Source organism: Streptomyces sp. NBC_00572, assembly GCF_026341815.1.
Lineage (GTDB): Bacteria > Actinomycetota > Actinomycetes > Streptomycetales > Streptomycetaceae > Streptomyces.
In genome coordinates, this window is record NZ_JAPENX010000003.1 from 34,815 (window position 1) to 60,881 (window position 26,067).

Sequence of the window (26,067 nt, forward strand, 5' to 3'; positions counted from 1 at the left end):
GGTGACTGACAACCAGAACCTCCTCGCGGAGCAGCGGCGTGCCCTGATCCTCGATGAGGTACGGCGGCGCGGCGGTGTACGGGTCAACGAACTGACCCGGCGCCTCAGCGTCTCGGACATGACGATCCGTCGCGACCTGGACGCGCTGGCCCGGCAGGGCATGCTCGCGAAGGTGCACGGCGGGGCCGTTCCGGTCGTCGAGGCGAGTACCCACGAGCCTGGCTTCGAGGCCAAGTCGGTGCTCGAACCCAGCGCCAAGGACGAGATCGCACGGACGGCGGCGGCCCTGGTCGCGCCGGGCAGCGCGATCGCCCTGTCCGGCGGGACGACGACGTACGCTCTGGCCCGGCACCTGCTCGACGTACCGGACCTGACGGTGGTGACGAACTCCGTCCGGGTCGCGGACGTGTTCCACGAGGCCCAGCTGACGGGCAGCGGCGGCGAGGCGCGGCGCGGGGCGGCGACGGTCGTCCTGACGGGCGGGATGCGCACGCCCTCCGACGCCCTGGTGGGGCCGGTGGCGGACCGGGCGGTCCGCTCGCTCCACTTCGACCTGTTGTTCCTCGGGGTGCACGGCATCTCGGTGGAGGCCGGACTCTCGACGCCGAACCTGGCGGAGGGGGAGACGAACGGGTGCCTGATGCGTTCGGCGCGCCGGGTCGTGGTGGTCGCCGATCACACCAAGTGGGGCACTGTGGGCCTGAGTTCGTTCGCCGAACTGGACGAGGTGGACACCTGGGTGACGGACCCCGGCCTGCCCGAGGGCGTACGGGCCGAGGTGGCGGAGCATCTGCCGGGACTCGTGGTGGCGGGCGAGGAGCAGGCGTGAGCCTCTTCCGGGTCGAGCGGACCGTGCCGTCGCCTCCGGAGGAGGTGTGGCCGCGGCTGACGGACTGGCCGGCGCACGGCCGGAAGGTGCCGCTGACCCGGACGAGGGTGCTGACCCCGGGGCCGAACCGGGCCGGGACCCGGTTCACGGCCCGTACCGGCATCGGCCGGCTGTCGTTCGACGACCCCATGGAGGTCGTGCGCTGGGAACCCCCGGCGGAGGGCAGGACCGGGGCGTGCCGCCTGGAGAAGTCGGGGCGGGTGGTGCGCGGTTGGGCGCTCGTCGAGGTGTCGGGCGCGGGTGACGGCAGCCGGGTGGTGTGGACGGAGGAGCTGTCCGTACGCGGAGTGCCCCGGGTCTTCGATCCGGCGCTCGCGCGGGCGGGACGGTTCCTCTTCGGCCGGGCGGTGGACGGGCTGCTGCGGGAGGGCTGACGAGCCGCGCCGGGAGACGGTGGCTCCCGGTCTCCCGGCTTCCGTCGCCCCCTGTGCTGTTGACAGCATGTCAGCTAAGGTCGCACTTCCGTTCGCGACCCGGGAGGTACGGTCCATGGCACGCCGACTCAGGCCGGTGGAGCTCGACTTCACCGCGTCCGCGCCCGTCCGTCTGGTGTTCACCTCGACCCTGACGGCCCCGCCGGCCGCCGTCTTCCGGTCGCTCGCGGTGGAGGTGGGCAGCTGGCCGCACTGGTTCACCGCCGTCACCTCCGCCGTCCCGACGGGCGATGGGGCGGGCCGGACCGTCCGGCTGCGTGGCGGGGTCCACTTCGAGGAGACGATCCTGGCCGCCGAGCCGGAGGTCCGCTACGCCTACCGGGTGGACCTGACGAACGCGCCCGGAGTCACCGCCATGGCGGAGGAGTGGTACCTCTCCCCCGCCGGGAGCGGCACCCGGCTGCGCTGGACGATGGCCCTCGACGGCCCCGCCCCGCTCCGGTTCGGGCTGCGCCTCGTGGGGCCGGGCGTGGGGCTGTCCTTCCGGGACGCCGCGCGCCGCCTCGACCGGCGGCTCACTCCGGCCAGACCCCCGTCGCCAGGAACCGCTCGATAGCGGCGCTGTAGGGGGCGATGTCGAGGCCCTGGGCGGCCAGCCAGTCGTCGGAGTAGTACTTGTCGAGGTAGCGCTCGCCCGGGTCGCACATCAGGGTGACGACGCTGCCGGTGCGCTCGTGGGCCACCATCTCGGCGATGATCTTGAAGGCGCTCCACAGGCCGGTGCCGGTGGAGCCGCCCGCCTTGCGGCCGATCGCGGTCTCCAGGGCGCGGACGGCGGCGACGCTCGCCGCGTCGGGCACCTTCATCATGCGGTCGACGGCCCCGGGCACGAAGCTCGGCTCCATCCGGGGGCGTCCGATGCCCTCGATCCGCGAACCGCAGTCGGCGGTGGCGTGCGGGTCGTGGTGCGTCCAGCCGTCGAAGAAACAGGAGTTCTCGGGGTCGGCGACACAGATACGGGTGTCGTGCTGCATGTAGTGGACGTAGCGGGCGATGGTCGCCGAGGTGCCGCCGGTGCCCGCGGTCGCCACGATCCAGGCGGGCTCGGGGTAGCGCTCCAACTTCAGCTGCTGGTACATCGATTCGGCGATGTTGTTGTTGCCCCGCCAGTCGGTGGCCCGCTCCGCGTACGTGAACTGGTCCATGTAGTGACCGCCGGTGCGCTCGGCGAGCGCGGCGGCCTCCTCGTACATCGTGCGCGAGTCGTCGACGAAGTGGCACCGCCCGCCGTGGAACTCGATCAGCCGGCACTTCTCGGGACTGGTCGTGCGGGGCATCACGGCGATGAAGGGAACGCCGATGAGCTTCGCGAAGTACGCCTCGGACACGGCGGTCGAGCCGCTGGAGGCCTCGATGACGGGCTTGCCCGGCCGTACCCAGCCGTTGCAGAGGCCGTACAGGAAGAGGGAGCGGGCGAGGCGGTGCTTGAGGCTGCCGGTGGGGTGGGTGGACTCGTCCTTGAGGTACAGGTCGATGCCCCACTTCTCGGGGAGGGGGAAGCGCAGCAGGTGCGTGTCGGCCGAGCGGTTGGCGTCGGCCTGGACCTTGCGGACGGCCTCCTTGAGCCAGGTCCGGTACGCCGGGTCGCTGCGGTCGACGTCGACGGTCACCGCCGCGCTGCCCGCCGTCACACTCGCCGCACTGTTCTCCGTGGTGCTCATCCGCGCCTCTCCTCGGTCACTTCCCTGGGGGTGCCCCGCTGCCGACAATACCCCTCTCACCTGGGCAAACGTTTCCTTTGACTGTCCATAGGGATGACTTGCGGAAGGGCCACTGGTGCGGTCGCCGACGGCCCGGCACACTGGGAACGGCAACCGGGTGGAAGGGGCGGATCGGCATGTCGGAACCCGAATTCAGCGCCAGGGGCGTGAGGATCGCCCGCTGGCCGCGTTCGCTGACACGCGCCGGCGAGGTGCGGATCGAGGACGGGCGGCTCGCCCTCCTCACGAGTTACGGCAGCGAGATCGACAGCGCGCCCGTGGGAGCGGTCCGGGCCGGACGCCCGTGGTTCGCGAAGTCCGACGAGGCGGTGGCCACCGTGAACGGCACGCGCTACCGGCTGACCCTCCACAAGGACGGCGCCACCAAGGGCGACGGCCCCGGCGCGGCGGAGGAGTCGGGACGGTTCCTGGCGGCACTGAAGCGGGCGGCCGGGCGGCGCTGAAGCGGCCGCCCGACGGCGCCGAGGTGGGCTGCCGGGCGGTGCCGAGGCGACTCCTCGGCGTGTCGCAGGTCGCCGTGAGTTGCGGGACGCACACCACTGGTTCACGCTGGAACCACCTCACCGAGGGTTGACCGGTGGTGACAGCGCGCTCAGGTCGCCACCCTGCTGTACCGCATGTGAGATCCGAATCTTCGTCTTCTTCCGGACTACTTCGGGGAGTCGCAGCCGTGATCAGCGAGCCGAGCAGGTATTACGCGGTGGAGCTCCAGGCCCTGCCGTCGCGGATCGGACAGGTCCGCAGGATTGTCTCCGCGCATCTCCGTCATTGGCATCTCGACGGTCTGATCGACCATGCCGTGCTCGGTGTCACCGAGCTACTGACGAACGTCCACCGGCACGCGCAGCCGGACAAGCGGTGCACCGTCGAGATCGAGCTGTTCCTCGACCGGCTCACGGTCTCCGTCCGGGACCACGACCCCCGCATACCGAAGGCCGGCTGCCCGGACCCGCTCGACGCGTACGACGAGCTGGCCACGTCGGGTCGCGGCCTCGCCATCGTCGGCGCGGTCAGCGAGAGTTGGGGTGTGCGCCCCTGTGGGGCGGACGGGAAGGTGGTGTGGTTCACCCTCTCGACGCCGCCGCCCGCCGCCCCGGCCGACACGCGTTCCTACGCCGTGTACGACTCCGCGGCCGAAGGCCCCTTCCTGGGGTACGCGCCGTTCCCCGGCGTTCCGCTGAGTACCCCGGCCGACCCCGCCCCGGCCCCGGCCCACGAACCCGTCCTCGCGCCGGCTCCCGCCGTGGCCACGGCCCGCCGGGTGCCGGCGGGCCGCACGGGCTGACGGAGGGACGACAGGGCGGCCCCGCCCCCTCACTCCGTGGCGATCGCCCTGAGGATCTCCAGGCGGGCCGCCCGGCGCGCGGGGCGCAGGGCCGCCACGGCTCCGGCCACAAGCCCGACCAGGGCCACGGTCGCCAGCTGCACCGCCGGTACGGCGAAGGTGAACGCGCTGTCGCCCGCGCCCTCCGAGGCGCGGACGAGCACCCAGCCGAGGAAGCCGCCGAGGACGAGTCCGCCGAGCGTGCCGAACGCGGCCACCAGGACCGACTCCCACCGGACCATGGCGCGCAGTTGGGCCCGGGTCTGGCCGACGGCCCGCAACAGGCCCAGCTCACGGGTCCGTTCGTGGACGGACAGGGTGAGCGTGTTCGTGATGCCGAGCAGCGCGATCAGGACGGCGAGGGCGAGGAGCGCGTACACGAGGGTGAGCATCATGTCGATGCCGCCCGCCGAGGACTCCGCGTACTCGTCCCGGGTCTGGACCTCGGGCTGTCCGTAGCGGTCCGCGACCTCGGTCACGGCCGCCTTTCCCTGTGCGGTGGTGACTCCGTCCGCGAAGGAGACGGCGACGAGGGTGTCGGAGTCCTGGGTGCGGTGCGGGGCCCAGGCATCCCGGGTGACGAGGTAGTCGCCGGCGAGGTCGGCGCGTTCGTAGACCGCCCGCACGGTGAAGGTGTGCCGGGTGCCGTCCGTGAACGTCAGCTCGGCCGTCCGGCCGGGCACGAGGCCCGAGGAGGCCGCCTCGTCGGCGGCGACGGCGAGCCCGTCCGTACCGAGGCCGGTGAGGGAGCCCCGCACTTCTCCCAGGTCGAGGGTGCGGGAGAGCGCGATCGGGTCGGTGACGGTCAGGGCGCGGCCCCGGCCGTCCACTTCCGCCACCCCGCGCCCCAGGCCCACGGCGGTGTCGACCTCGGGAAGCGCGCCGACGGCCGGTGCGAGGCGCGGGCTGAGCCCCGCGCCGCCCGCGCCGAACGTGGCCCCGCTGATGGCCACGTCGCCCGCGAAGGAGCGGTCGACCGTGGTGTCCATGGTCGCCTTGAGGGAGGCGCCGAAGACCGTGAAGAGGGTCACCACGGCGACGCCGATCATCAGGGCTGTGGCGGTCGCCGCCGTACGTCCCGGGCTGCGCAGGGCGTTGCGGCGCGCGAGGCCGCGGTTGGCGCCGCGCAGGGGGCCGGCCAGTACCCGGACGGCGACGGAGGCGGCGACCGGTCCGAGGACCACGAAGGCGGCGACGGCGAGGGCGGCGCCGGTCGCGGCGAACCACAGCGAGGGAGTGCCGAGCACTCCGCCGAGGACCGTGCCGACCGCGACGGCGAGCAGGGCGGAGCCGGTCACCACGCGCGCGCGTGAGGTGCCGGAATCGTCGACCTGGGTCTCGCGGAGTGCGGCGAGCGGGGCCGTACGTCCGGCCCGTACGGCGGGCAGGAGCGCCGAACCGGCGCAGACCGCGAGCCCGACCGCGAGCGGCAGCACGAGGGACGTGCCGGACACGACCAGGTCGCCCTCGGGGAAGGGGAAGCCGACGGCGGGGAAGAGGGCCTGGAGTCCGGCCGCCACGCCGATCCCGGCCAGCAGCCCGGCGAGGGAGGCGAGCAGGCCGACGGTCAGCGCTTCGACGAGGGTGCCGGTGACGACCTGGCGCCGGGCGGCGCCGATCGCGCGGAGCAGGGCGTTCTCGCGGGTCCGCTGGGCGACGAGCACGGCGAAGGTGTTGTGGATGGTGAAGACGGAGACGAGCACCGCCACCCCGCTGAACACCAGCAGGAAGGTGGTGAAGAGGCTGAGGAAGCGGCCGGAGACCGTCTCGGTGTTCTCCTCGGCGGCGCGCTGCCCGGTGATCGCCTCGACCCCGTCGGGGAGGGCGGGGGCGAGGGCGGCGACCAGCTCCTCCTGGGAGACTCCGGGCCCTGCCCGTACGGCGATGCTCGTCGCCTCGCCGGGGTGTGCCGTCAGATACCGCTCGGCGTCGGCGCGGGTCAGGCCTGCCCAGGTGACCTGGCCCATGCCGTCCGCGCCGCCGAAGGTGGCGAGACCGACGACGGTGACGCGCACGGGGTCGGGGGTGCGCAGGACCGTGGTGTCGCCCAGGGCGAGGCCCGCGGCCTTCGCGGCGCCCCGGTTGACGACGGCTTCGCCGGGGGCGCTCGGGGCACGGCCTTCCGCGAGCTTGTACGGGTTGAGGGCCGGGTCGTCGATCCAGTTCCCGGCGAGGGTGGGCGGTCCCTTGCCGCCGACGGGGGTGCCGTCGGTGGCGAGGAGCTGGCCGGCGCCCTCGATCCGGGGCGCGGCGGCCGCGACCCCGGGGACGTGCGCGAGGCGGTCGGCGAGGTCCGCGTCGACGGGGCCGCGGGTGCCCTGGGCGTCCCCGGAGGCCGTCACGGTGACAGCGCTGCGGACGACGGCGTCGGTGCCCCGGGTGGCGCCGGTGAACATCGAGTCGAAGCTCGCGCGCAGGGTGTCGCCCATGACGAGGGTGCCGGTGAGGAAGGCGACCCCGAGGAGGACGGCGACGAAGGTACCGAGGAAACGGCGGCGGTGCGCGCGGAGGGAGGAGCGGGCGAGACGGAGGGAGGCGGGGGTTGGCACGGTTCCGGTGGCTCTCATGGCGTTACTCCCCCGGTGGTGAGGGCCCCGGTCGTGTGGGCCCCGGTCGTGTGGGCCGCCGCTCCCGGTGATGTCTCGAACGCCTTCAGGCGGTCCAGGACGCGGTCGGCCGTGGGGGCCGTCATCCGGTCGACGAGCCGGCCGTCGCCGAGGAAGATCACCTCGTCGGCGTGGGCGGCGGCGACCGGGTCGTGGGTGACCATGACGACCGTACGGCCGGTCTCGCGCACCGTACGGCCGAGCAGACGCAGGACCTCCTCGCCGGAGCGCGAGTCGAGGTTGCCGGTGGGTTCGTCGGCGAAGACGACGTCGGGGTCACCGGCGAACGCACGGGCCACGGCCACGCGCTGCTGTTGTCCGCCGGAGAGCTCGCTCGGCCGGTGATGGAGGCGGTCGCGCAGTCCGACGGTGTCGACGAGCCGGTCGAAGCGCTCCCGGTCGACGGTGCGGCCGGCGAGGTCGAGCGGGAGGGTGATGTTCTCGGCGACGGTGAGGGTCGGCAGCAGGTTGAAGGCCTGGAAGACGAAGCCGATCCGGTCGCGGCGCAGCAGCGTCAGACGACGGTCGTCGAGCGTGGACAGGTCGGTGTCCCCGAGGAGGGCTGCGCCGGAGGTGAGGGTGTCCAGCCCGGCGGCGCAGTGCATGAGGGTGGACTTTCCGGAGCCCGAGGGACCCATGACGGCGGTGAAGCGGCCGACCGGGAAGTCGACGCTCACGCCGTCCAGGGCCCGGACCTCGGTGTCGCCGCGCCCGTAGACCTTGACGGCGTCGACGACGCGGACGGCGGCGGGGGCGGCCTGGGGCCGCGTTCCGGTGGTGGTCATGTCCGGCGCCCCTTGGGGTCGGTGCGGCGGCCGAACTGCTCTTCGAGGACGGTCAACCGGCGCCAGTACTCGTCCTCGTCGATCTCCCCGGCGGCGAACCGGTGGCCGAGCAGGGCGATGGGCGAGCTGTCGTCGGGTCCGGTGTCGCGGCCCGGGCCGGCGAAGGGGCCGAAGCCGCCCTCGCGTCCGCGGCGCCATCCGGCGCGGCGGGCGACGGTGACGAGCCCGAAGATCACGACCGCCCAGACGAGGGGGAAGAGAAGGACCCACGGGCCGGGGCCCGCGTGGGCGAGTGTGTTCATGAGGGTTCAGCTCCTCGGTTGTCGGTGGTTCGAGACTCCCTCCGGAGGGGGGTCGGGCGCGTCGTACGGGCAGCGGCATCGCGCGTACGACGGCGGGAGTACGTGGCGGTTCCGGCCCTCCTTCCCCTCTGTACCTACTGGTATGTACAGTGCGCTCATGAGCACCTCCGAGCGACTGATCGAGGCGACCCGCGAGCTGCTGTGGGAGCGCGGTTACGTGGGGACCAGCCCCAAGGCGATCCAGCAGGCGGCCGGGGCGGGCCAGGGCAGCATGTACCACCACTTCGCGGGCAAGCCCGATCTCGCACTCGCTGCGATCCGGCGTACGGCCGAGGAGCTGGGAGCGGCGGCCGAGGCCGTCCTGAGCGGCGAGGGCACGGCGTACGCCCGTATCGAGGCCTATCTGCTGCGCGAGCGGGACGTCCTGCGGGGCTGCCCGGTGGGGCGACTGACGATGGATCCCGACGTGATCGCCGATCCGGTGCTGCGCGCGCCGATCGACGAGGTGCTCGGCAGGCTGCGGGCCCGGCTCGCCGAGGTCGTCCAGGAGGGCCTGGACAGCGGCGAGTTGCACGGCCCTGGCGACGCCGACGACATCGCGGCGACGGTCGTGGCGACCGTGCAGGGCGGATATGTACTGGCCCGCGCGACGGGGTCGAGGGCCCCCTTCGACAGCGCCGTGCGGGGGCTGTCGAGCCTGCTCACCCCTCGTACCACCGCCGGCTGAACAGGCCTTCCACGATGGGCGATCGGAGCCTTCTGTGCACGCGATGCAGTACGAGATCAACCTGCCCGCCGACTACGACATGGGAATCATCCGCGAACGGGTGGCGACGAAGGGCCATCTCCTCGACGCCTACCCCGGGCTCGGCCTGAAGGCCTACCTGGTGAGGGAGCGGGGGGACTCGTCGCCGGTGAACCAGTACGCGCCGTTCTATCTGTGGGCCACCCCTGAGGGCATGAACTCGTTCCTCTGGGGCCCGGGTTTCCAGGGCATCGTGAACGACTTCGGCCGACCGGTGGTGCAGCACTGGACAGGCCTGTCGTACGAGGAGGGCCCCGCGTCCGGTTCGGCGCCGGGCACGGCGACGCGCCGCAGGAGCCCACTCGGGGAGTCCGGCGCGCCCGGCGAGGCCGTGGCGGACGCCGTGGCCCGGCATACCCGCGAGGCGCGGCGGGGCGGGGTGGTGGCCTCCGCCCTGGCCGTCGATCCACGCCACTGGGAACTGCTCACCTTCACCCTGTGGGCCGACGCGGAAGCGCCCGCCGACGAGGGCGAGCGCTTCCGGGTCCTGCATCTGTCCGCGCCGGGGCGGGGGCAGCTGGGGCCGGGGCGGCAATGGTGAGCCCGGGACCGGGACTTGGTCGACCAGGCGGCGAAGGTGCGCCTGGACCCGGGACTGGTTGACCGGGCGGCAGTGGCGCGCCTGGCCCCGGGCCTTGGTTGATCAGGCGACGGCGACGAGCGTCAGGTAGGCCATGCCGAGGACGCGCCGGTAGCCGTTCACCCAGGTCGAGCGCTGCCGGTCGACGCGCTCCCGGGTCTCTGCGGCGAGCGGGTGGTCGGGGTGGGCGGCCAGCCAGACCTCGGTGTCGTACCGGTAGCCCGACTCGAACTCCTCCCACTCCTCCGCGGTCGCCGTCTCGATCCACGCGGGCCGGAATCCGGCCTCGATCGCGAGGTCGACGAGGACGCCGAGGGACGTGTGCTCGTCCGCGGTCGCGCCGGGCCACATCCCGGCCAGCTCCTCGTCCGTGGGAGTGCGATCCCAGAAGCACTCCCCGAGCACGACATGTCCACCGGGCCTGACGAGACGGCGGAGTTCGCGCAGGGCGACGGAGAGGTCGTGCGGCTGCTCGGGGTCGAGGAGCGCCTGGCTCGACCCGTGGCAGAGGACCACGTCGACGGGTCCCCGGTCCGTACCGAGCGCGGACTCCTCGAAGAACTCGACACGGTCGGCGAGACCACGGGACTCGGCGAGGGTCCGGCCACGGGCCAGGTCCTCGGCGTTGATGTCGATCCCCGCGCCCTTGGCCGCCGGGGCGGCCTCCAGGACACGGAGCAGCAACTCGCCCCAGCCGCAGCCGATGTCGAGCACATCGGCGGGCTCGATGGCGGCGAGCCGCTCGACCATGCGCGCGGCACGGGCCTCGGAGAGGGGGCTGTGGAAGGTGAGGCTGCCGAGGCGCGGAGGAAGTTCATGATCAGAAATGGTCATGAGGGGGAACGGTACGTCGTCCGACCGGCCCTGGCCAGGGGTTTCCGGCCGATGAGGGGCGCGTCGGGGGTTCGTCCCGCCGACTCCGTGGTGATTTCGGCAAGACGCCGTCACCAAGTCGTGAAGTTTCTTCGGGACTCTGGAGTTCGGACCGACCGAGCTCGGCCCGGAACAGGTCAGGTCAGGTCAGGTCTGATCGGTTCGTCCAGTACCGCGCCGTGCGCGCTTCTCATCGGGGGACACCGTCATGAGCACCGTCCGCAGATCCGCCGTCGTTCTCGTCGCCCTCTCCGCACTCGCGCTGACCGCCTGCGGGCCCGGCGAGGACGGGGCGGCAGGTGGTCCCGAAGCGCCGTCGGCGACTCCGTCGAAGTCCGTGACGCCGACGGACGCACCGACCGCCGCACCGACGAAGGCACCCACGACCGCGCCGACCAAGACTCCCACGGGCGCGCCCACGAAGCCCCCGGCCCCCTCGAAGCCTGCGACGCCGTCGGTCGACCCCGACTACGACGTGTTCCCCTGCAGCACCTTCGACGTGACCTTCACCGCGACCCTGGCGGAGCCCACGACCAGCAGCTATCTGCTGAAGATCACCAACAAGGGCAGCAAGCCCTGCCGGGCCCTGGGACACCCGATCGTCACCTTCGGCGTCCTCGACGGGCATGCCGTCGAGCGGGGTCCGGCCCCCGGGATCGAGGACGCGATCCGACTCGCGCCGGGACAGTCGGCGTACGCGGGACTCATGGGCGGCCTCAAGGACGGCAAGGGCACGACCGTCGACTCGATCGCGATGACGATGAGCACCGACTCCGACCTGGAGCAGAAGCCGCTGAAGGTCTCGACCCCCGGCCTGTACGTGTCGCCGGACAAGAACTCGGTGACCGCGTGGATGACGAACGCGGAGGACGCCCTCAGCCTCTAACGTGGGAGGGGTGTACACCACGCGCGTGTCCCGACATGTCGACGCCCCGCCCTCGGCCGTCTACCGGGCGCTCGTCGACCCGGAGGCCGTGGCGCGCTGGCGGGTGCCGGACGGGATGACCTGTGAGGTGCACGAATTCGACGCGCGCGAAGGGGGAACCTTCCGCGTCTCGCTCACGTACGACACGGCCGACGGCACCGGCAAGTCGGGGGCTCGCACGGACACGTACCACGGGCGCTTCGTGGAGCTGCTCCCCGACGAACGCGTGGTCGAGATCTCCGAGTTCGAGACGCAGGACCCCGCGCTGCGGGGCCCCATGACCCTCACCGCGACGCTGATCGCACTGGAGGGCGGCACGGACGTGGTCCTCGTTCACGAAGGGGTGCCCGACGCCGTGCCCGCCGCCGACAACGAGGCGGGCACCCGGATGGCTCTGGAGCGGTTGGCCGCGTTCGCCGAAGGACGCCCGGAGTCGTAACCCCGCTCGTACGGGAGCGGGGGCCGGGCCCGGTTCAGACCGGCTCGCGGCTCAGTGCCGCCAGTGGATCGTCGAGGACCGGCTGCCACGCCAGCTCGGCGGCGCCGACGAGGCTGTTGTGGTCCAGGGTGCAGGGGAGGATCGGCACTCCCCCGCTGCGGCCCCACAGGCTTCGGTCGGCGACGACCGCGCGGAGCCGCTCCGGGTCGGCGTCGAGGAGCTCGCGGTGCAGGCCTCCGAGGATGATCCGGTCCGGGTTGAGGATGTTCACCAGGCCCGCGAGGCCTAGCCCCAGACGGTCGATCAGCTCCCCGACGGCCACGCGTACGCCCGGGTCGTCGGGGCTCGTGCGCAGCAGGTCGCGGGCCTGCTGGAGCAGGGACAGCTCGGGGCCGGGGGCGCGGCCCGCGGCCGTCAGGAAGGCCAGCGGGTCGGTCTCGACGTCCAGGCAGCCTCGGCTGCCGCAGTGGCAGGCCCGGCCCTCCGGGTTCACCGTGAGGTGGCCGACCTCCAGGGCGAGGCCCGCGCTGCCGGTGTGCAGGCGACCGTCCAGGACGAGCGCGCCACCGACGCCCCGGTGGCCGGTGGCCACGCAGAGCAGGTCGCGGGCGCCGCGCCCCGCGCCGTGGCGGTGCTCGGCGAGGGCGGCGAGGTTCACGTCGTTGCCGGTGAACGCGGGGCCTTCGATGCCGGCGGCCCGTACCTGTTCGGCGAAGATCTCCCGGACCTGCGCCCCGGCGGGCCAGGCGAGGTGCAGCGGGTTCAGCGCCGTGCCCTCGGGCTCGGCCACGGCCGAGGGGGCGGCGAGGCCCGCGCCGACGCAGCGGCGGCCGCTCTCCCTGAGCAGCGCGGCTCCGGCCTCGACCACCTCGCCGAGGACCTGGGCCGGGTCGGCGGAGACGGTGACACAGCCGGGAACGGTGGCCACGATGGTGCCGCCGAGACCGACGAGAGCGGCGCGGAAGCCGTCGGCGTGGACCTGGGCGGCGAGGGCGACGGGGCCCTTCTCGTCGACGGCGAGACGGTGGGAGGGCCGGCCCTGGGAGCCTGCGGCGGCGCCGGGGTTGGAGTCCACGCGGATGAGGCCGAGGGCCTCCAGCTCGGCGGCGACCGCGCCGGCGGTGGCCCTCGTGACACCTAGTTCGGCGGTGAGGACGGCCCTGGTCGGCGCCCTGCCGGTGTGCACCAGTTCCAGCGCCGGGCCGAGCGCGTTGCGCCCCCTGTCCAGCCGTGTCCGGGTCGTCGTCGCCTTGCCGTTCATGGGGGCGAGTCTCCCATGATCGAGGGGTGGGGTGTCCCCCTGGGCGCCTCCCCCGGGGGCGTGGGGGTTTCCCCTGGCCGCCCCCCTCAGGAGCGTGGGACGTCCCCAAGGGCGGTCCCCCTTGGGGACGTGGGTGTCGCCCGCCGTGGTCCGGCCGTGGGGGCCGCTCCGGAACCGTACGTAGCCGACCGGCCCGCCCTGCGGCCCCGGCCTCCGGAGTGGGTCGGCTCGGGCGAGGGCTGCGCCGTCGCCCGAACCGGGGTGGCGTCAGGTCAGTGGGCGCCGAGGTAGGCGAACTCCTCGCCCTCTTCCCAGCCCTTCTCCGAACACGAACCGGTGAAGATCGTTCCGTACACGGACGGCACGCCCGCAACCGCGCAGTGCGAGCTGAAGCCCGCGCCGCCGGCGGAGCCGTGCCCCAGCCCGACTCCGTCGTTGGCGAGCGCGGCACCGGCGCCGCCCAGCAGAATGCCCACGGCCAGGACAGACGCGGCGAGAGAACGCATAGCTACTCCTCAAGATCTCGGAATGACGTGCCAGAAGGTGCTCGTCTGCCGGTCAAACGTCCGGGGAAATGGCGAGACACGGCGTCTCACTCCAATGCCGGGCAGCCGGATCCCGGGGTCGCGCGAGCGCAGAAACGATGTTCCTCAGCAGCCCGTTGAGGATCACCGTCACCTCGATGACCTGGGCTTTGTCACCCGGACGGCGTGCACGGCGGACAGGAGCGCGGCCAGTCGGCGTCGACGATCAAGGGCCGACTTCGGGTTCACCCGCCGCTCACTTGATTACGGCCGGGGGATCCCCCTATCCTGAGTTTGTGCCGCTACTAAACAAAGTACGGACGGCCGTTCCGGGGGGCTTCGGCGGAGACACCGCCACCCACCCCCTGTCCCGCCTCCGCGTCGCCCTGACCCTCTTCTTCGCCCTCGACGGTTTCCTGTTCGCCGGCTGGGTCGTCCGCATCCCCGCCGTCAAGCAGCAGACGGGCGCCTCGGCCGGTGACCTCGGCCTCGCCCTTCTCGGGGTGTCCGCCGGCGCCGTGATCACCATGACGCTGACCGGGCGGCTCTGCCGCCGTTACGGCTCCCACGTGGTCACCGTCGCCACCGCCGTACTCCTGTCGCTGTCGGTCGCCCTGCCCGCGCTCACCCGGTCGCCGCTCGCTCTGGGGCTCGTACTGCTCGTGTTCGGCGCCGCGTACGGCGGGATCAACGTCGCCATGAACAGCGCCGCCGTGGATCTCGTGACCGCCCTCCGGCGCCCGGTGATGCCCAGTTTCCACGCCGCCTTCAGCCTCGGCGGCATGATCGGGGCGGGGCTCGGCGGGCTGCTCGCCGGGGGCCTCTCCCCGACCGCCCATCTGCTGGGGCTGACCGGGGTCGGGCTGGTGCTCACCGCCGTCGCCGGGCCCGTACTCCTGCGCCATCCCGCCCCTGCCCCGCCGCCCGAATCCCTGCCGCCCACGGCCGGCGCGGAGGGCGGGCGGTCCGGCGGATCGCGACGCATCGTGCTCGTCTTCGGTGTGATCGCGCTGTGCACGGCGTACGGCGAAGGGGCACTCGCCGACTGGGGCGCCCTCCACCTGGAGCAGGACCTCGGCGCACACCCGGGGGTGGCCGCCGCCGGGTACTCCGTGTTCGCGCTGACCATGACCGCCGGGCGTCTCTCCGGTACGGCCCTGCTCGAACGCCTCGGCCAGACACGGACCCTGGTCCTCGGTGGCGCCACGGCCGCTGCCGGGATGCTGCTCGGCGCGCTCGCGCCGAGCGTCTGGGCCACGCTGCTCGGCTTCGCGATCACCGGTCTCGGTCTGGCCAACATCTTCCCCGTCGCCGTGGCCCGCGCCGGTGCCGTCGCCGGTCCCGGCGGGGTGGCGACCGCGTCCACGCTCGGTTACGGGGGCATGCTGCTCGGCCCGCCGTCCATCGGGTTCCTCGCCGACTGGTTCTCCCTTCCGGTGGCCCTCACGACGGTCGCCGTGCTCGCCGCCGGTGCCGCCGTCATGGGCTACTGGGCGCGGAACGCCGGAGCCCCTCGGGTGAGTTGAGCTCGCGACGCGTCCAGGGCTGCGAGAATTCGCTCATGGACGCTTCGAACGGGGGAACGTTGAAGATCGCGGAGTACATCGACGTCTTGGAGACGGCCGGCCGGGCCCTTGCGGTGGCGGCGGCCGAAGCCGGGCCGGACGCGGAGGTGCCGACCTGTCCCGGGTGGCGGGTCCGGGACCTCCTCCGGCACACCTCGATGGTGCACCGCTGGGCCACGGATCTCGTGGTCGAGGCACACACCACGTACCGGCCGGACGGTGGCGAGACCACACTCGACGGCGACGAGCTGCTGGCGTTTTTCCGCGAGGGCCACGCGGCTCTCGTCGCCGCCCTGCGGGCGGCGCCGGAGTCCCTGGAGTGCTGGACCTTCCTGCCCGCACCCTCGCCGCTCACCTTCTGGGCGCGGCGGCAGGCGCACGAGACCACCGTCCATCGCGCGGACGCCGAGTCGGCTCTCACGGCAGGACCGGGGCCGGTGGAGTCGTCGGTCGCCGTCGACGGCATCGACGAGCTGCTGCTCCATTTCCACGGCCGGGACCGCAGCCGGGTGCGGACGGCCGGGCCCCGGACGCTGCGGGTGCGGGCGACCGACACGGGCGAGGTGTGGACGGTACGGCTTTCGGCGACGGAGCCGCCGCGGACCGAGCGGGGCGACGGCGCGACGGGGGCGGTGGACGCCGAACTCGTCGGGGCCGCCGACCGGCTGTACCTCGCGCTGTGGAACCGGCTGCCCTTCGACGCCATGACGTTCACGGGCGACGAGGAGATCGCGCGGGTGTGGCGCGAGACCTCCGGGGTCTGAACCCCGGACGGCTCAGGCCGTCCCGTCCAGCATCCGGGTCAGTACGTCACGCTGGAGCGGCCGTACCTCGGTATGGCGCGCGAGGCCCTTGTCGGTCAGCTTCACCTGGACGCCCCGCCGGTCCTCGGCGCACATCCCCCGCAGGACCAGGCCGTCCTTCTCCAGGCGTGCGATCAGCCGGGAGAGGGCGCTCTGACTGAGATGGACGCGCCCGGCCAGCTCCTGGACGCGCCAGGAGGCCGGGCCGTCCTCCGCCGCGCCCTCGGCGAGGACGTCGAGGACCTCGAAGTCGCTGGCACCGAGTCCGTAAGGATGGAGCGCCCGGTCGAGCTCACAGGTCGTACGGGCGTGCAGGGCGAGGACGTCACGCCACTCGTCCACGAGCGCGCGTTCGGACTTGTTCGCTGCCATGGCCGCACGTTAGCAGAGACGACCCCTTTTGTTGCATGGGAATTAAATGCGCTTGCATTCAATGCATGTGCATGTACTGTCCTGCCCATGACCTCTCCGCTCACCGACGCGCCCACCGGTGTGTCCAACTCCGTGCAGGAACGCTGGAGTCCGCGTCTCTGGGGCACCCTGCTCGTGCTCTGCGCCGCGATGTTCCTCGACGCCCTCGACGTCTCCATGGTCGGCGTCGCCCTGCCCTCCATCGCCACCGACCTCGGCCTCTCCACCGCCACCCTCCAGTGGATCGTGAGCGGCTACATCCTCGGCTACGGAGGCCTGCTCCTCCTCGGCGGCCGTGCGGCCGATCTGCTCGGCCGGCGCCGGGTCTTCCTCATCGCGCTCGCCGTCTTCGCGCTCGCCTCCCTCCTCGGCGGGCTCGTCGACTCCGGGCCGCTGCTGATCGCCAGCCGGTTCATCAAGGGGCTGAGCGCCGCCTTCACCGCCCCCGCCGGTCTGTCGATCATCACGACGACCTTCAAGGAGGGCCCGCAGCGCAACCGGGCCCTGTCCATCTACACCACCTGCGCCGCCACCGGCTTCTCCATGGGCCTGGTCCTGTCCGGTCTCCTCACCGAGCTGAGCTGGCGCTGGACGATGCTGCTCCCCGCCCCCGTCGCCCTCATCGCCCTCGCCTTCGCCCTGCGCCTCATCCCGCACAGCGCCCGCGAGAACTCCTCCGGCGGCTACGACCTGCCGGGTGCCGTCACCGGCACGGCCGCGATGCTGCTGCTCGTCTTCACCGTCGTCCAGGCCCCCGAGACGGGCTGGACCTCCGTACGCACCCTGCTGTCCTTCACGGTGGCCGCCGCGCTGCTCGTCGCCTTCGTCCTGATCGAGCGGCGCAGCGCGAGTCCCCTCGTACGGCTCGGAGTGCTGCGCTCCGGCTCACAGGTGCGGGCCCAGCTCGGCGCGGCGGCGTTCTTCGGCTCGTACGTCGCCTTCCAGTTCATCGTGACCCAGTACATGCAGTCACTGCTGCACTGGTCCGCGCTCCAGACCGCCCTCGCGTTCCTCCCCGCCGGTGTGCTCGTGGCGCTCTCCTCCACGAAGATCGGCGGCGTCGTGGACCGCTTCGGCACACCCCGGGTGATCGCCGTCGGCTTCACCCTGCTCGTCGTCGCTTACGCGCTGTTCCTGCGGATCTCCCTCACCCCGCAGTACGCCGCCGTCATCCTGCCCTCGATGCTGCTGCTCGGCGCGGCCTGCGCGCTGGTGTTCCCCTCGCTCAACATCCAGGCCACCAACGGGGTCGACGACGACGAGCAGGGCATGGTGTCCGGGCTTCTCAACACCTCGATCCAGGTCGGCGGCGCACTGTTCCTGGCGGTCATCACCGCCGTGATCACGGCGGACGGCGGCGGGGCGAGCACATCCCCGCAGGCGGTCCTGGACAGCTTCCGTCCGGGTCTGGCCGTGGTCACGGTCATCGCTCTGGCCGGGCTGCTCATCACACTGCCGGGACTCCGGACGAAGCGGGAGCAGGGCGGCGAGCCGTCGATCGTCGTCGCCCGCTCCACGCCGTCGGGAGCGGGCGCCACGGCCGTCGCCGGGAACGGTACGGCCATCGAGGGCGCGCCGACCAAGGTCGCGGCCCGCGACTAGAAGGCGCTGCCTTCCGGATCTCGCCGGGCGCATACCGCCCGGCGAGATCCGCATGCGCGCCCGGGTCGGGCCCACCGTTGCAGCGCCGTTGCCGCGGCCCGCGAACCGGCGGCCGTCCGCGAGCGGAACCGGCGGGGCGCAGCCTGTCGGGGACGACACCGTCATACCGCTGACCAGGCAGCTCGCCCAGGGCGAGCTCGCATCCGTCCTCCTCGCGCACACGGGATCGAGCGGCACGGTCTACGGCTACGGCCGGTCCGGCTTCCGGACATCTCTCAGGGATCAGCCGAGCCAGCCGGGGCGTACGAGGCCCGACTCGTAGGCCAGGACGACGAGTTGGGCCCGGTCCCGGGCGCCGAGCTTCACCATGGCGCGGCTGACGTGGGTCTTGGCGGTGAGTGGGCTGACGACCAGTCTGCGAGCGATCTCCTCGTTCGACAGGCCGATGCCGACCAGGGCCATCACCTCCCGTTCCCGCTCGGTCAGCGCGCCGAGGGCCGCGGTGGCGCCCGGGGCCTTGGAGCGGGCCGCGAACTCCTCGATCAGGCGGCGGGTGACGCCCGGGGAGAGCAACGCGTCGCCGTGGACGACGGCGCGCACCGCCCGTAGCAGTTCCTCCGGCTCGGTGTCCTTGACCAGGAAGCCGGAGGCGCCGGCACGGATCGCCTCGAAGACGTACTCGTCGAGTTCGAAGGTGGTCAGCATGACGACCCGGATCTGGGCCAGGTCCGGGTCGTCCGTGATGCGGCGCGTGGCCTCAAGACCGTCGAGCCCGGGCATCCGGATGTCCATGAGGACGACGTCGGGGCGCAGGGCGCGCACCCGTTCCACCGCCTCGCCGCCGTCGGCGGCCTCCCCCGCCACCTCGATGTCCGGCTGGGCGTCGAGCAGCGCGCGGAACCCCGCCCGGACCAGCGACTGGTCGTCGGCGAGCAGCACTCTGATCACGGGGTCTCCTGCGGTGACGGGGGCTCCTCCTGGCGGAGCCGTAGTACGGCGTGGACGCGGAAGCCGCCGTCCGGGCGGGCGCCCGCCTCGATGGTGCCACCGAGGGCCGCGGCCCGCTCCCGCATGCCGGCGAGACCGTTGCCGCTGCCGCCGGCCTCGGTGCCGGTGGCGGGGCCGTCGTCGTCGACCGTCAGGTCCAGGTGCCCGGAGCCGTACCCGATGCGTACCCGGGCCGTACGCGAACCGGAGTGGCGCACCACGTTGGTGAGCGCCTCCTGCACGATCCGGAAGGCGGCGAGGTCGGCTCCGGGCGGCAGGTCGGTCCTCGGGCCGGTCGTCGCGACCGTGACCGTGAGGCCCGCGGCGGCGGCCTGTTCGACGAGCTCGGGGAGCCGGTCGAGACCCGGGGCGGGGGCGCGGGGCGCGTCGCCGCGGGTACGGAGGGTGTCGAGGACCTGCCTGACCTCGCCGAGCGCCTCCTTGCTGGCCGCCTTGATGGTGGTCAGGGCGGTGCGGGCCTGTTCGGGGTCCGAGTCCAGGAGCGCGAGGCCTACCCCCGCCTGCACGTTGATCACGGAGATCGAGTGGGCGAGCACGTCGTGGAGTTCCCGGGCGATGCGGAGCCGTTCCTCGTCGGCGCGGCGCCGCTCGGCGGCAGCGCGGTCGGCACGGAGCTGCGCGCGCTGCTCGCGGCGCACCCGGACCGTTTCCGAGACGGCCAGTACGGCGAAGGCGAACGCGGCGGCGGGAAGCTCCTGCCCCCAGGGCGCGGGGCCGTCGCCCGGCGGGGGCAGCCAGCGGTAGAGCCAGTGCGAGAGCAGCAGATGGCCCGCCCACAGCAGGCCGAGGGCCCACGCGGCGGCGGTCCGGTGACCGTGCACGACGGCCGCGAAACAGGCGACGGCGACCATGACGAAGACCGGGCCGTACGGGTATCCCGCCACGAGATAGCCGAGGGTGACGGCAGCGACGCCGAACACCACCGGCACCGGCCACCGGTGACGGAACAACAGCGGAGCCGCCCCGAGGAGCAGCAGGGCCCGCCCGAGCGCGTCGAGCGCCTCCCGGTCCGGCTGGTTCCTCGCGGCGAACCCGGTCCCCGCCATGACGACCACGGCGATCAGGACCGTGGACCGCCAGGGCAGGCCCCCGCCGCTGTCCCCGCGCTGCCACCGGCCCCACGAGCCGCGCCCGGCCGTCCACTCCTGTTCCATGCCCGCCACGCTAACCGTGGGCGACCCGCGAAGACGTCAGCCCGACGGGGTGGTCGCCCCTACTCCCGCCGGAGTAGACGGGATCATCGGCCGCCCGAGGTGGTGCAGCAGGCCTCCGGCGCACCGGCGGCCTTTTCGAGGGTGTCGGCGTCGGCCTTGACCACGTAGACCTCCCAGGGTTCCCCGCCGGGGCCGTGGACCCAGACCTTGTCCTGGAGGGCGTAGCAGCACGAGGTGTCGGTCTCCGGACGGGTGGCGAGGCCGACTCGCGCAAGGCGGTCGGTGGCGGCGGTGACGTCCTCGGAGGATCCGACCTCGACGCCGAGGTGGTCGAGGCGGGTGTCCGCGCCCGGCTCGCCCTCGATGAGGACGAGCTTGAGCGGCGGCTCGGTGAGGGCGAAGTTCGCGTAGCCGGGGCGGCGCTTGGCGGGCTCGGCGCCGAACAGTTTGGTGTAGAAGGCGATCGAGCCTTCGAGGTCGGCGACGCGCAGGGCGAGCTGGACGCGGGACATGACAGGACTCCTCTGATCGGATGCCTCGACGGCGGCCAGCGATGGCTGGGGCTTCCTGTATCGCCGGTCCTGAATCGCGATCCCGAACCGCAGATCCTGGACCGCACAGCCTGTATCGATGGCCGTCGATATCTTGCTTTCAAGGTTGCTCCTTGATGAGACAGCTGTCAATATAGATACATGTCGAATCTGGAATTGCCGCTGCTCGACCCCGCCGATGCGGACGGGGCGGGGGCCTGCTGCTCGCCGATGATCCGGGAGCCGCTGGGCGCGGAGACCGCCGCCGATCTGGCGAAGGCCTTCAAGGCCCTCTCCGACCCGGTCCGGCTGCGGCTGCTCTCGCTCATCGCCTCCCACGAGGGCGGCGAGGCCTGCGTCTGCGACCTCACCGGGCCGTTCGACGTGTCCCAGCCGACCATCTCCCACCACCTGAAGGTGCTCCGGGAGGCCGGATTGGTCGACTCCGAGCGACGCGGGACCTGGGTCTACTACTGGGTGCTGCCCGCCGCCCTGACGCGACTCTCCTCGCTGCTCCAGGCTCCGGCCGGGACGACCGAGTGACGGCTACGGCTCCGCTCGGGCGGCGCGTGGCGGCCGAGTTCGTCGGAACCGGTGCGCTGGTCGCGATCGTGGTGGGCTCCGGCATCCAGGCCACCCGGCTCAGCCAGGACGTCGGCGTACAACTCCTGGCCAACTCCGTGGCGACCGTGTTCGGCCTCGGCGTCCTCATCGCCCTGCTCGGCCCCGTCTCGGGCGCCCACTTCAACCCGGTCGTCACCCTTGCGACCTGGGCGACGACCGGGCGACGATCCCTGAACGGCGGGGGCCGGGGCGCAACGGACGGCGGGGGCAGGGGCGGGGAAAGCGGCGAAGGGCCGCACGCGCGCGAGGTGGCCGCCTATGTGTCCGCGCAGACAGCCGGAGGGATCGGCGGCGCCGTCCTCGCGGACGCGATGTTCGCCGAACCGCTCGTCCAATGGTCCGGCCACGACCGGTCGGACCCACACCTGTGGCTGGGCGAGGTCGTCGCCACCGCCGGCCTGATCCTGCTGGTCCTCGGGCTGCCCAGGGCCCGCCGGGCGCACCTGGCTCCCGTGGTGGTCGCGTCCTACATCGGCTCCGCCTACTGGTTCACCTCCTCCACCAGCTTCGCCAATCCGGCCGTCACCGTGGGCCGGGCCTTCACCGACACCTTCGCCGGCATCTCCCCCGGCTCGGTACCGATGTTCGTCGTCGCACAGCTCGGCGGGCTCGTCGCCGGACTCGCGCTGTACGGCCTGCTGTTCGGCCGACCGTCCGACCGGCACACGGCCGACCCGGGCCCTGTACCCGAGCCCCCTCGCCCCCGTGAAGGAAGTACCCGCCCGTGAGCGCTGCCCCGATCCCCTCCGCACCCTCCGTACCGTCCGTCCTTTTCGTCTGTGTGCACAACGCCGGGCGGTCCCAGATGGCCGCCGCCTTCCTCAGCCACCTCGGCCGGGGCCGCGTCCAGGTGCGCTCGGCCGGATCCGCCCCGGCGGATGCCGTGAACCCGGCCGTTGTCGAGGCTCTCCAGGAGGTCGGGATCGACATCTCGGCCGAGACCCCGAAGGTGCTCACCGTCGAGGCGGTGCAGGAGTCCGATGTCGTGATCACCATGGGGTGCGGTGACGCCTGCCCGTACTTCCCGGGCAAGCGCTACCTGGACTGGCAGCTGGACGACCCGGCCGGCCAGGGCGTCGCCGCCGTCCGCCCGATCCGTGACCGGATCGAGCACCTCGTCCGCGAACTGCTCACCGACCTCGATGTCGAGGAGGCCGTATGACCGCGAACGGCGCGGTGCGGATCGCCCCTCTGCTGCCCTCACACGCCGAACAGGTGCTGGAGGTCTACCGCCTCGGCATCGAGGGCGGCGACGCCACGTTCGAGACGCACCCACCCACCTGGGAGGCTTTCGACAGCAGCCGGGCTCCCGCGCACCGGTTGGTCGCCCTCGACGGGGACGACCGGGTTCTGGGCTGGGCGGCCGTCACCCCGGTCTCCGACCGTTGCGCGTACGCGGGGGTCGTCGAGCACTCCGTCTACGTCCACCCCGAGGCGCGCGGCCGGGGTGTCGGTCTGTCACTGCTCACCGAACTGCTCGCGTCCACCGACGCCGCCGGGATCTGGACGGTCCAGTCGGGCATCTTCCCGGAGAACACCGCCAGTCTCGCCCTCCACGCGAAGGCCGGCTTCCGCGTCGTCGGCACGCGGGAGCGCCTGGGGCGCCGTCAGGGTGTCTGGCGGGACGTCGTCCTCGTCGAACGCCGCAGCCCCGTCGTGGACTGACGCACCCCCGGGGCGCATGGCCACGTGGGCCTGCTGCCGCGCGCCCCTCAGCCGCGCGGCAGCAGGCCCACGTCCTGGCCGAGGCGGCGGGCCGCCGTCGCGAAGAAGGTGTCGCGGTCCTCGACGATGTTGTGGAAGTGGCCGAACACCTCGAAGGAGACGAGGCCGAAGAGCTGTGACCAGGCGGCGACCAGCGCGACCGCGAGCGCCGGGGGGAGGTCCGGGGCGACGTCGGCGGCCAGGCGGGCGGCTTCGGGGCTCAGCGCTTCCGGGAGCGGGGGAAGGGCGACGCCCTCGCCGGTGTGCGCGCTGCGCGCGGTCTCGATGAGGACGAGGCCGACGCGGGAGGCGGGGACGATGGTGTCCTGGGGTGCCGTGTAGCCGGGCACCGGGGAGCCGTAGATCAGGGCGTACTCGTGCGGGTGGGCGACGGCCCAGGTGCGGACCGCCCGGCAGACGGCGGTCCAGCGGTCCAGGGGGCGCTGCCGGGCGGTCTCGGAGGCGGCCTGTTCGGCGGCGGCGCCGATGGCGTCGTAGGCGTCGACGATCAGTGCGGTGAGCAGGTCGTCGCGGCTCGGGAAGTAGCGGTAGAGCGCGGAGGACACCATGCCCAGTTCGCGGGCCACGGCCCGGAGGGACAGCTTGGCGGCGCCTTCGGCGGCGAGCTGGGTGCGGGCCTCGTCCTTGATGGCGGCGGTGATCTCGATACGGGCGCGGGCGCGGGCTCCTCGAACAGTCGTCATGGAGAGCAGTGTGCCATTTTCGGAGCGCCGATACGAAACGAGAGCACCGCTCTTGCTTGTGAGCGACGATCCGTGCACACTGATCTCAAGCGAGAGCAGTGCTCACACTTTGCTCTCGTGGTCAGCAGTCGCCGCACCACCCGTCGATTCCGCAGTCTCCGCAGGAGGAACCCCATGTCCGACCGGTCCACCACCGACTCCGCCGGCTCGAACGACTCCACCGGCTCCCCCGCCGCTCACGTCATGAAGCCCGGCTGGCTCACGATCAACGTCCTCAACCGCGCGGTCGCCTGGATGACCCGGCGCGGCTTCAGCGTCTGGGGATCCCGCGTTCTCGCCGTCCGCGGCCGCAAGAGCGGTGAGTGGCGCCGTACCCCCGTCAACCTCCTGACGCTGGACGGCGACCGGTACCTGGTCGCTCCCCGCGGGCACGTCCAGTGGACCCACAACATGCGGGCCGCCGGCGGCGGCCGGCTGATCCTCGGCAAGCACGTACAGGACTTCACCGCCGTCGAGGTCGCCGACGACGACAAGCCCGCCCTGCTGCGCGCCTACCTCAAGCGCTGGAAGGCCGAGGTCGGCGTCTTCTTCGGCGGTGTCGGCCCCGACTCCTCCGACGAGGAGCTGCGTGCCATCGCCCCGAAGCACCCCGTCTTCCGCATCACGCCGACGGGCCCCACCACTCCCGCCGCGTGAACCGGCCGGAGCGGCGGAGCCCGTCCGCACCTCTTCGTCGGAAAGCCTCGCCGAACAGCCGCGTCAGACCACTTCCGGAGCTTCCGGACTCGCTGAAGCCTCAGGACTCACGGAAGCCTCCGTGCTCGCGGAAGTCGCCGGGCTGTCGGAGGCCTCCGGAGCCGACCGCTCCCGCTGGCCGACCCCCCGGCCCGCGGGACCGACTCCGGTCGAGGTGTCCATGCGCTTGTCGAGGATCTCAAGGGCCCGCCGGGCCATGCCGTTCGAGCGGACCATGCCACCGAGCGTCGCCGAGCCCCGGGTGATGTCCGCGAACGCGTTCCACGCCGGGCGCAGCCCCGTGAGCGTCGCGTGCAGCAGACCCGGCCGCCGCTCGAAGACGGCGAGCATCCGCCGGCCGACGGCCATCTCGACACCGAGGCCGGCCTTGATGGCGAAGGCGTAGTTCAGGGCCTGACGCCGGGCGTCGACCGCGTCGTTGGCCTCGGCGACCCGTACCGCCCACTCGCCGGCGAGCCGGCCCGAGCGGAGCGCGTACGAGATGCCCTCTCGCGTCCACGGCTCCAGGAGCCCGGCCGCGTCACCGCAGACGAGGACCCGGCCGCGGGAGAGCGGCGAGTCGTCGGTGCGGCAGCGCGTCAGATGACCGGAGGAGATCGTGGGCTCGAAGCCGGAGAGGCCGAGCCGGGCGACGAAGTCCTCCATGTACCGCTTGGTGGCGGCGCCCTCGCCGCGCGCCGAGATGACGCCGACGGTCAGCGTGTCGCCCTTCGGGAAGACCCATCCGTAACTGCCGGGCATCGGGCCCCAGTCGATGAGGACACGGCCCTTCCAGTCCTCGGCCACCGACGGCGGCACGGGGATCTCCGCCTCAAGGCCCAGGTCGACCTGACCGAGCTTCACCCCCACATGAGCGCCTATCCGGCTGGCGCTGCCGTCGGCACCGATGACCGCGCGCGCGAGCACGGTCTCCCCGTCGGCGAGGACCACGGCGACGGTCCGCCGGTCAGGGACCGCCGGGCCGTGCTGCTCCACGCGGGTCACGGTGGCCCCGGTCCGCAGTTCGGCGCCGGCCTTCTGGGCGTGCTCGACGAGCTGCGCGTCGAACTCGGGGCGGTTGATGAGCCCGAAGAGCATCTTCCGCGAGCGACGGGTCCGGGCGAAGCGTCCGTCCAGGGAGAAGGTGACGGCGTGCACCCGGTCCTGGAGGGGCAGTTCGAAGCCGGGCGGCAGGCAGTCGCGGGAGGGGCCGATGATGCCGCCGCCGCAGGTCTTGTACCGGGGCAGCTCGGACTTCTCCAGGAGCAGCACCCGACGTCCCGCGACGGCCGCCGCGTAGGCCGCGGACGCGCCTGCCGGTCCCGCGCCGACGACCACGACGTCCCAGACCTCGGCCTGCTGGGCCTCACCGGCCGCCCCGACTTCGAGGTCCGCCTCGACCACGGCGTCCGCCTCGACTTCGAGGTCCGGCGCCGCTCCGTCGGCCGCGACGTGCGCGAGGGCCGCGTCCGTGACGTCGTCCGCGACCTCGTTCCCGACCGCGTCCGTGACCTCGTCCGTCGCCGCCTCCGCACCGATGCCCTCAGGAGTCGCGCCTTCGGGGGCGGTGTTCTCCGGACCGGCGTTCTCCGCTTGCTCGCTGCTCACGATGTGCTTCTGCTCCTGATCCGACCGGTGGTCTGCTCCTGACGCATCCTACGGCGCGGTAGCCAGAGGCCCGCGCCGTAGGATCGGCGGTGCGTTCGCCGTACCACGACATACGCCGAACGCCGTCCTACAGTCGTAACGTCGCACCCAT

General features: G+C 72.8%; 30 protein-coding genes. 17 read left to right on the forward strand and 13 right to left on the reverse strand.

The annotated features are described in order from the left end of the window. The first annotated feature begins 1 nt into the window (after position 1). The 3 genes from OG514_RS36820 to OG514_RS36830 all read left to right on the forward strand — a co-directional run bounded on the left by OG514_RS36820 (position 2) and on the right by OG514_RS36830 (position 1,879). On the forward strand, positions 2 to 829 hold the full coding sequence (locus OG514_RS36820; RefSeq protein ID WP_266902399.1) for a DeoR/GlpR family DNA-binding transcription regulator: 828 nt from the start codon (positions 2 to 4) through the stop codon (positions 827 to 829). Next, complete coding sequence (locus tag OG514_RS36825; RefSeq protein ID WP_266902401.1) at positions 826 to 1,263, forward strand: SRPBCC family protein; 438 nt, start codon at positions 826 to 828, stop codon at positions 1,261 to 1,263. Before OG514_RS36820 ends, OG514_RS36825 begins: the two co-directional genes overlap by 4 nt. Positions 1,264 to 1,378: 115 nt before the next feature. Continuing rightward, positions 1,379 to 1,879, forward strand: coding sequence for an SRPBCC family protein (locus OG514_RS36830; protein ID WP_266902403.1), 501 nt, complete (start codon positions 1,379 to 1,381; stop codon positions 1,877 to 1,879). Here OG514_RS36830 and OG514_RS36835 read toward each other — a convergent pair. Next, positions 1,839 to 2,984: a PLP-dependent cysteine synthase family protein gene (locus OG514_RS36835; RefSeq protein WP_266902405.1), complete on the reverse strand. Its 1,146-nt coding sequence runs from the start codon at positions 2,982 to 2,984 to the stop codon at positions 1,839 to 1,841. The two genes, OG514_RS36830 and OG514_RS36835, sit on opposite strands and share 41 nt — an antisense overlap. Positions 2,985 to 3,160: 176 nt before the next feature. Between OG514_RS36835 and OG514_RS36840 the strand changes: the two genes are divergently transcribed. Together OG514_RS36840 and OG514_RS36845 are read left to right on the forward strand one after the other, a co-directional pair. Further along, positions 3,161 to 3,487 carry a hypothetical protein gene (locus OG514_RS36840; RefSeq protein WP_266902407.1) on the forward strand — a complete coding sequence of 109 codons (327 nt, stop codon included), beginning with the start codon at positions 3,161 to 3,163 and terminating at the stop codon, positions 3,485 to 3,487. A 227-nt stretch (positions 3,488 to 3,714) separates the two neighbouring features. Beyond that, the gene (locus OG514_RS36845) at positions 3,715 to 4,329 is read left to right on the forward strand and encodes an ATP-binding protein (protein WP_266902409.1); all 615 of its coding nucleotides are present in this window, start codon (positions 3,715 to 3,717) and stop codon (positions 4,327 to 4,329) included. 29 nt (positions 4,330 to 4,358) lie between these two features. Here OG514_RS36845 and OG514_RS36850 read toward each other — a convergent pair whose 3' ends face one another. Genes OG514_RS36850 through OG514_RS36860 form a run of 3 tightly spaced genes read right to left on the reverse strand, consistent with a single transcriptional unit; the run spans position 4,359 to position 8,061 of the window. Beyond that, the gene (locus OG514_RS36850) at positions 4,359 to 6,935 is read right to left on the reverse strand and encodes an FtsX-like permease family protein (protein ID WP_266902411.1); all 2,577 of its coding nucleotides are present in this window, start codon (positions 6,933 to 6,935) and stop codon (positions 4,359 to 4,361) included. Then, complete coding sequence (locus tag OG514_RS36855) at positions 6,932 to 7,759, reverse strand: ABC transporter ATP-binding protein (protein ID WP_266902413.1); 828 nt, start codon at positions 7,757 to 7,759, stop codon at positions 6,932 to 6,934. The genes OG514_RS36850 and OG514_RS36855 overlap by 4 nt, the downstream gene beginning before the upstream one ends. Next, entirely contained in the window at positions 7,756 to 8,061 is a 306-nt protein-coding gene (locus OG514_RS36860; RefSeq protein ID WP_266902415.1) for an SHOCT domain-containing protein, read from the reverse strand. Before OG514_RS36860 ends, OG514_RS36855 begins: the two co-directional genes overlap by 4 nt. 142 nt (positions 8,062 to 8,203) lie before the next feature. Here OG514_RS36860 and OG514_RS36865 point away from each other — a divergent pair, with 142 nt between their 5' ends. Together OG514_RS36865 and OG514_RS36870 are read left to right on the forward strand one after the other, a co-directional pair. Next, entirely contained in the window at positions 8,204 to 8,788 is a 585-nt protein-coding gene (locus tag OG514_RS36865; protein WP_266902417.1) for a TetR/AcrR family transcriptional regulator, read from the forward strand. A gap of 34 nt (positions 8,789 to 8,822) precedes the next feature. After that, a complete protein-coding gene (locus OG514_RS36870) occupies positions 8,823 to 9,407 on the forward strand; it encodes a DUF4865 family protein (protein WP_266902419.1) in 585 nt (194 codons plus the stop codon). 102 nt (positions 9,408 to 9,509) lie between these two features. Here the strand turns inward: OG514_RS36870 and OG514_RS36875 are convergent, their stop codons facing one another. Further along, positions 9,510 to 10,280: a class I SAM-dependent methyltransferase gene (locus OG514_RS36875; RefSeq protein WP_266902421.1), complete on the reverse strand. Its 771-nt coding sequence runs from the start codon at positions 10,278 to 10,280 to the stop codon at positions 9,510 to 9,512. Positions 10,281 to 10,527: 247 nt separating this feature from the next. Here OG514_RS36875 and OG514_RS36880 point away from each other — a divergent pair, with 247 nt between their 5' ends. Both OG514_RS36880 and OG514_RS36885 read left to right on the forward strand, forming a co-directional pair. After that, positions 10,528 to 11,205 (forward strand): DUF4232 domain-containing protein, encoded by a 678-nt coding sequence (locus OG514_RS36880; protein WP_266902423.1) that lies wholly within the window; start codon positions 10,528 to 10,530, stop codon positions 11,203 to 11,205. Between the two features lie 10 nt (positions 11,206 to 11,215). Then, complete coding sequence (locus tag OG514_RS36885) at positions 11,216 to 11,683, forward strand: SRPBCC family protein (protein ID WP_266902425.1); 468 nt, start codon at positions 11,216 to 11,218, stop codon at positions 11,681 to 11,683. A gap of 34 nt (positions 11,684 to 11,717) precedes the next feature. On the opposite strand, the gene OG514_RS36890 is transcribed toward OG514_RS36885, so the two are convergent. After that, positions 11,718 to 12,944 carry an ROK family protein gene (locus OG514_RS36890; RefSeq protein WP_266902427.1) on the reverse strand — a complete coding sequence of 409 codons (1,227 nt, stop codon included), beginning with the start codon at positions 12,942 to 12,944 and terminating at the stop codon, positions 11,718 to 11,720. A gap of 272 nt (positions 12,945 to 13,216) precedes the next feature. Then, positions 13,217 to 13,450, reverse strand: coding sequence for a hypothetical protein (locus OG514_RS36895; RefSeq protein WP_266902429.1), 234 nt, complete (start codon positions 13,448 to 13,450; stop codon positions 13,217 to 13,219). Between the two features lie 314 nt (positions 13,451 to 13,764). Between OG514_RS36895 and OG514_RS36900 the strand changes: the two genes are divergently transcribed. Together OG514_RS36900 and OG514_RS36905 are read left to right on the forward strand one after the other, a co-directional pair. Further along, positions 13,765 to 14,994, forward strand: coding sequence for an MFS transporter (locus tag OG514_RS36900; RefSeq protein WP_266902431.1), 1,230 nt, complete (start codon positions 13,765 to 13,767; stop codon positions 14,992 to 14,994). 59 nt (positions 14,995 to 15,053) lie between these two features. After that, positions 15,054 to 15,797 carry a maleylpyruvate isomerase family mycothiol-dependent enzyme gene (locus tag OG514_RS36905; protein WP_266903069.1) on the forward strand — a complete coding sequence of 248 codons (744 nt, stop codon included), beginning with the start codon at positions 15,054 to 15,056 and terminating at the stop codon, positions 15,795 to 15,797. 12 nt (positions 15,798 to 15,809) lie between these two features. Here OG514_RS36905 and OG514_RS36910 read toward each other — a convergent pair whose 3' ends face one another. Next, positions 15,810 to 16,208: a MarR family winged helix-turn-helix transcriptional regulator gene (locus tag OG514_RS36910; protein ID WP_266902433.1), complete on the reverse strand. Its 399-nt coding sequence runs from the start codon at positions 16,206 to 16,208 to the stop codon at positions 15,810 to 15,812. Between the two features lie 87 nt (positions 16,209 to 16,295). Here OG514_RS36910 and OG514_RS36915 point away from each other — a divergent pair, with 87 nt between their 5' ends. Then, positions 16,296 to 17,849, forward strand: a complete 1,554-nt coding sequence (locus OG514_RS36915; protein ID WP_266902435.1) for an MFS transporter — start codon at positions 16,296 to 16,298, stop codon at positions 17,847 to 17,849. 282 nt (positions 17,850 to 18,131) lie between these two features. Here the strand turns inward: OG514_RS36915 and OG514_RS36920 are convergent, their stop codons facing one another. The 3 genes from OG514_RS36920 to OG514_RS36930 all read right to left on the reverse strand — a co-directional run bounded on the left by OG514_RS36920 (position 18,132) and on the right by OG514_RS36930 (position 20,523). After that, positions 18,132 to 18,797: a response regulator transcription factor gene (locus OG514_RS36920; protein WP_266902437.1), complete on the reverse strand. Its 666-nt coding sequence runs from the start codon at positions 18,795 to 18,797 to the stop codon at positions 18,132 to 18,134. Next, entirely contained in the window at positions 18,794 to 20,011 is a 1,218-nt protein-coding gene (locus tag OG514_RS36925; RefSeq protein ID WP_266902439.1) for a sensor histidine kinase, read from the reverse strand. Before OG514_RS36925 ends, OG514_RS36920 begins: the two co-directional genes overlap by 4 nt. A gap of 83 nt (positions 20,012 to 20,094) precedes the next feature. Next, positions 20,095 to 20,523, reverse strand: a complete 429-nt coding sequence (locus tag OG514_RS36930) for an ArsI/CadI family heavy metal resistance metalloenzyme (protein ID WP_266902441.1) — start codon at positions 20,521 to 20,523, stop codon at positions 20,095 to 20,097. A gap of 249 nt (positions 20,524 to 20,772) precedes the next feature. On the opposite strand from OG514_RS36930, the gene OG514_RS36935 reads away from it, so the two are divergent. From OG514_RS36935 to OG514_RS36950, 4 genes are read left to right on the forward strand one after another with little or no spacing between them, the layout of a single operon-like run. After that, positions 20,773 to 21,084: a helix-turn-helix transcriptional regulator gene (locus tag OG514_RS36935; RefSeq protein ID WP_266903071.1), complete on the forward strand. Its 312-nt coding sequence runs from the start codon at positions 20,773 to 20,775 to the stop codon at positions 21,082 to 21,084. Next, positions 21,081 to 21,893 carry an MIP/aquaporin family protein gene (locus tag OG514_RS36940; protein WP_266902443.1) on the forward strand — a complete coding sequence of 271 codons (813 nt, stop codon included), beginning with the start codon at positions 21,081 to 21,083 and terminating at the stop codon, positions 21,891 to 21,893. Before OG514_RS36935 ends, OG514_RS36940 begins: the two co-directional genes overlap by 4 nt. Beyond that, positions 21,890 to 22,327, forward strand: coding sequence for an arsenate reductase ArsC (locus OG514_RS36945; protein ID WP_266902445.1), 438 nt, complete (start codon positions 21,890 to 21,892; stop codon positions 22,325 to 22,327). Before OG514_RS36940 ends, OG514_RS36945 begins: the two co-directional genes overlap by 4 nt. Further along, positions 22,324 to 22,830, forward strand: coding sequence for a GNAT family N-acetyltransferase (locus OG514_RS36950; RefSeq protein ID WP_266902447.1), 507 nt, complete (start codon positions 22,324 to 22,326; stop codon positions 22,828 to 22,830). The genes OG514_RS36945 and OG514_RS36950 overlap by 4 nt, the downstream gene beginning before the upstream one ends. 47 nt (positions 22,831 to 22,877) lie before the next feature. Here the strand turns inward: OG514_RS36950 and OG514_RS36955 are convergent, their stop codons facing one another. Next, positions 22,878 to 23,573: a TetR/AcrR family transcriptional regulator gene (locus OG514_RS36955; RefSeq protein ID WP_266902449.1), complete on the reverse strand. Its 696-nt coding sequence runs from the start codon at positions 23,571 to 23,573 to the stop codon at positions 22,878 to 22,880. Between the two features lie 243 nt (positions 23,574 to 23,816). Between OG514_RS36955 and OG514_RS36960 the strand changes: the two genes are divergently transcribed. Further along, positions 23,817 to 24,269, forward strand: coding sequence for a nitroreductase family deazaflavin-dependent oxidoreductase (locus OG514_RS36960; RefSeq protein ID WP_266903073.1), 453 nt, complete (start codon positions 23,817 to 23,819; stop codon positions 24,267 to 24,269). A 63-nt stretch (positions 24,270 to 24,332) separates the two neighbouring features. Here the strand turns inward: OG514_RS36960 and OG514_RS36965 are convergent, their stop codons facing one another. After that, complete coding sequence (locus OG514_RS36965; protein WP_266903075.1) at positions 24,333 to 25,712, reverse strand: geranylgeranyl reductase family protein; 1,380 nt, start codon at positions 25,710 to 25,712, stop codon at positions 24,333 to 24,335. Positions 25,713 to 26,067 lie beyond the last annotated feature (355 nt).

Coding starts and splice junctions, on each gene's coding strand:
- OG514_RS36830 (WP_266902403.1), top strand. CDS start 1,379: ATGGCACGCCGACTCAGGCCGGTGGAGCTCGACTTCACCGCGTCCGCG.
- OG514_RS36835 (WP_266902405.1), bottom strand. CDS start 2,984: ATGAGCACCACGGAGAACAGTGCGGCGAGTGTGACGGCGGGCAGCGCG.
- OG514_RS36840 (WP_266902407.1), top strand. CDS start 3,161: ATGTCGGAACCCGAATTCAGCGCCAGGGGCGTGAGGATCGCCCGCTGG.
- OG514_RS36850 (WP_266902411.1), bottom strand. CDS start 6,935: ATGAGAGCCACCGGAACCGTGCCAACCCCCGCCTCCCTCCGTCTCGCC.
- OG514_RS36855 (WP_266902413.1), bottom strand. CDS start 7,759: ATGACCACCACCGGAACGCGGCCCCAGGCCGCCCCCGCCGCCGTCCGC.
- OG514_RS36860 (WP_266902415.1), bottom strand. CDS start 8,061: ATGAACACACTCGCCCACGCGGGCCCCGGCCCGTGGGTCCTTCTCTTC.
- OG514_RS36865 (WP_266902417.1), top strand. CDS start 8,204: ATGTACAGTGCGCTCATGAGCACCTCCGAGCGACTGATCGAGGCGACC.
- OG514_RS36875 (WP_266902421.1), bottom strand. CDS start 10,280: ATGACCATTTCTGATCATGAACTTCCTCCGCGCCTCGGCAGCCTCACC.
- OG514_RS36880 (WP_266902423.1), top strand. CDS start 10,528: ATGAGCACCGTCCGCAGATCCGCCGTCGTTCTCGTCGCCCTCTCCGCA.
- OG514_RS36890 (WP_266902427.1), bottom strand. CDS start 12,944: ATGAACGGCAAGGCGACGACGACCCGGACACGGCTGGACAGGGGGCGC.
- OG514_RS36895 (WP_266902429.1), bottom strand. CDS start 13,450: ATGCGTTCTCTCGCCGCGTCTGTCCTGGCCGTGGGCATTCTGCTGGGC.
- OG514_RS36910 (WP_266902433.1), bottom strand. CDS start 16,208: ATGGCAGCGAACAAGTCCGAACGCGCGCTCGTGGACGAGTGGCGTGAC.
- OG514_RS36915 (WP_266902435.1), top strand. CDS start 16,296: ATGACCTCTCCGCTCACCGACGCGCCCACCGGTGTGTCCAACTCCGTG.
- OG514_RS36925 (WP_266902439.1), bottom strand. CDS start 20,011: ATGGAACAGGAGTGGACGGCCGGGCGCGGCTCGTGGGGCCGGTGGCAG.
- OG514_RS36930 (WP_266902441.1), bottom strand. CDS start 20,523: ATGTCCCGCGTCCAGCTCGCCCTGCGCGTCGCCGACCTCGAAGGCTCG.
- OG514_RS36935 (WP_266903071.1), top strand. CDS start 20,773: ATGATCCGGGAGCCGCTGGGCGCGGAGACCGCCGCCGATCTGGCGAAG.
- OG514_RS36950 (WP_266902447.1), top strand. CDS start 22,324: ATGACCGCGAACGGCGCGGTGCGGATCGCCCCTCTGCTGCCCTCACAC.
- OG514_RS36955 (WP_266902449.1), bottom strand. CDS start 23,573: ATGACGACTGTTCGAGGAGCCCGCGCCCGCGCCCGTATCGAGATCACC.
- OG514_RS36960 (WP_266903073.1), top strand. CDS start 23,817: ATGAAGCCCGGCTGGCTCACGATCAACGTCCTCAACCGCGCGGTCGCC.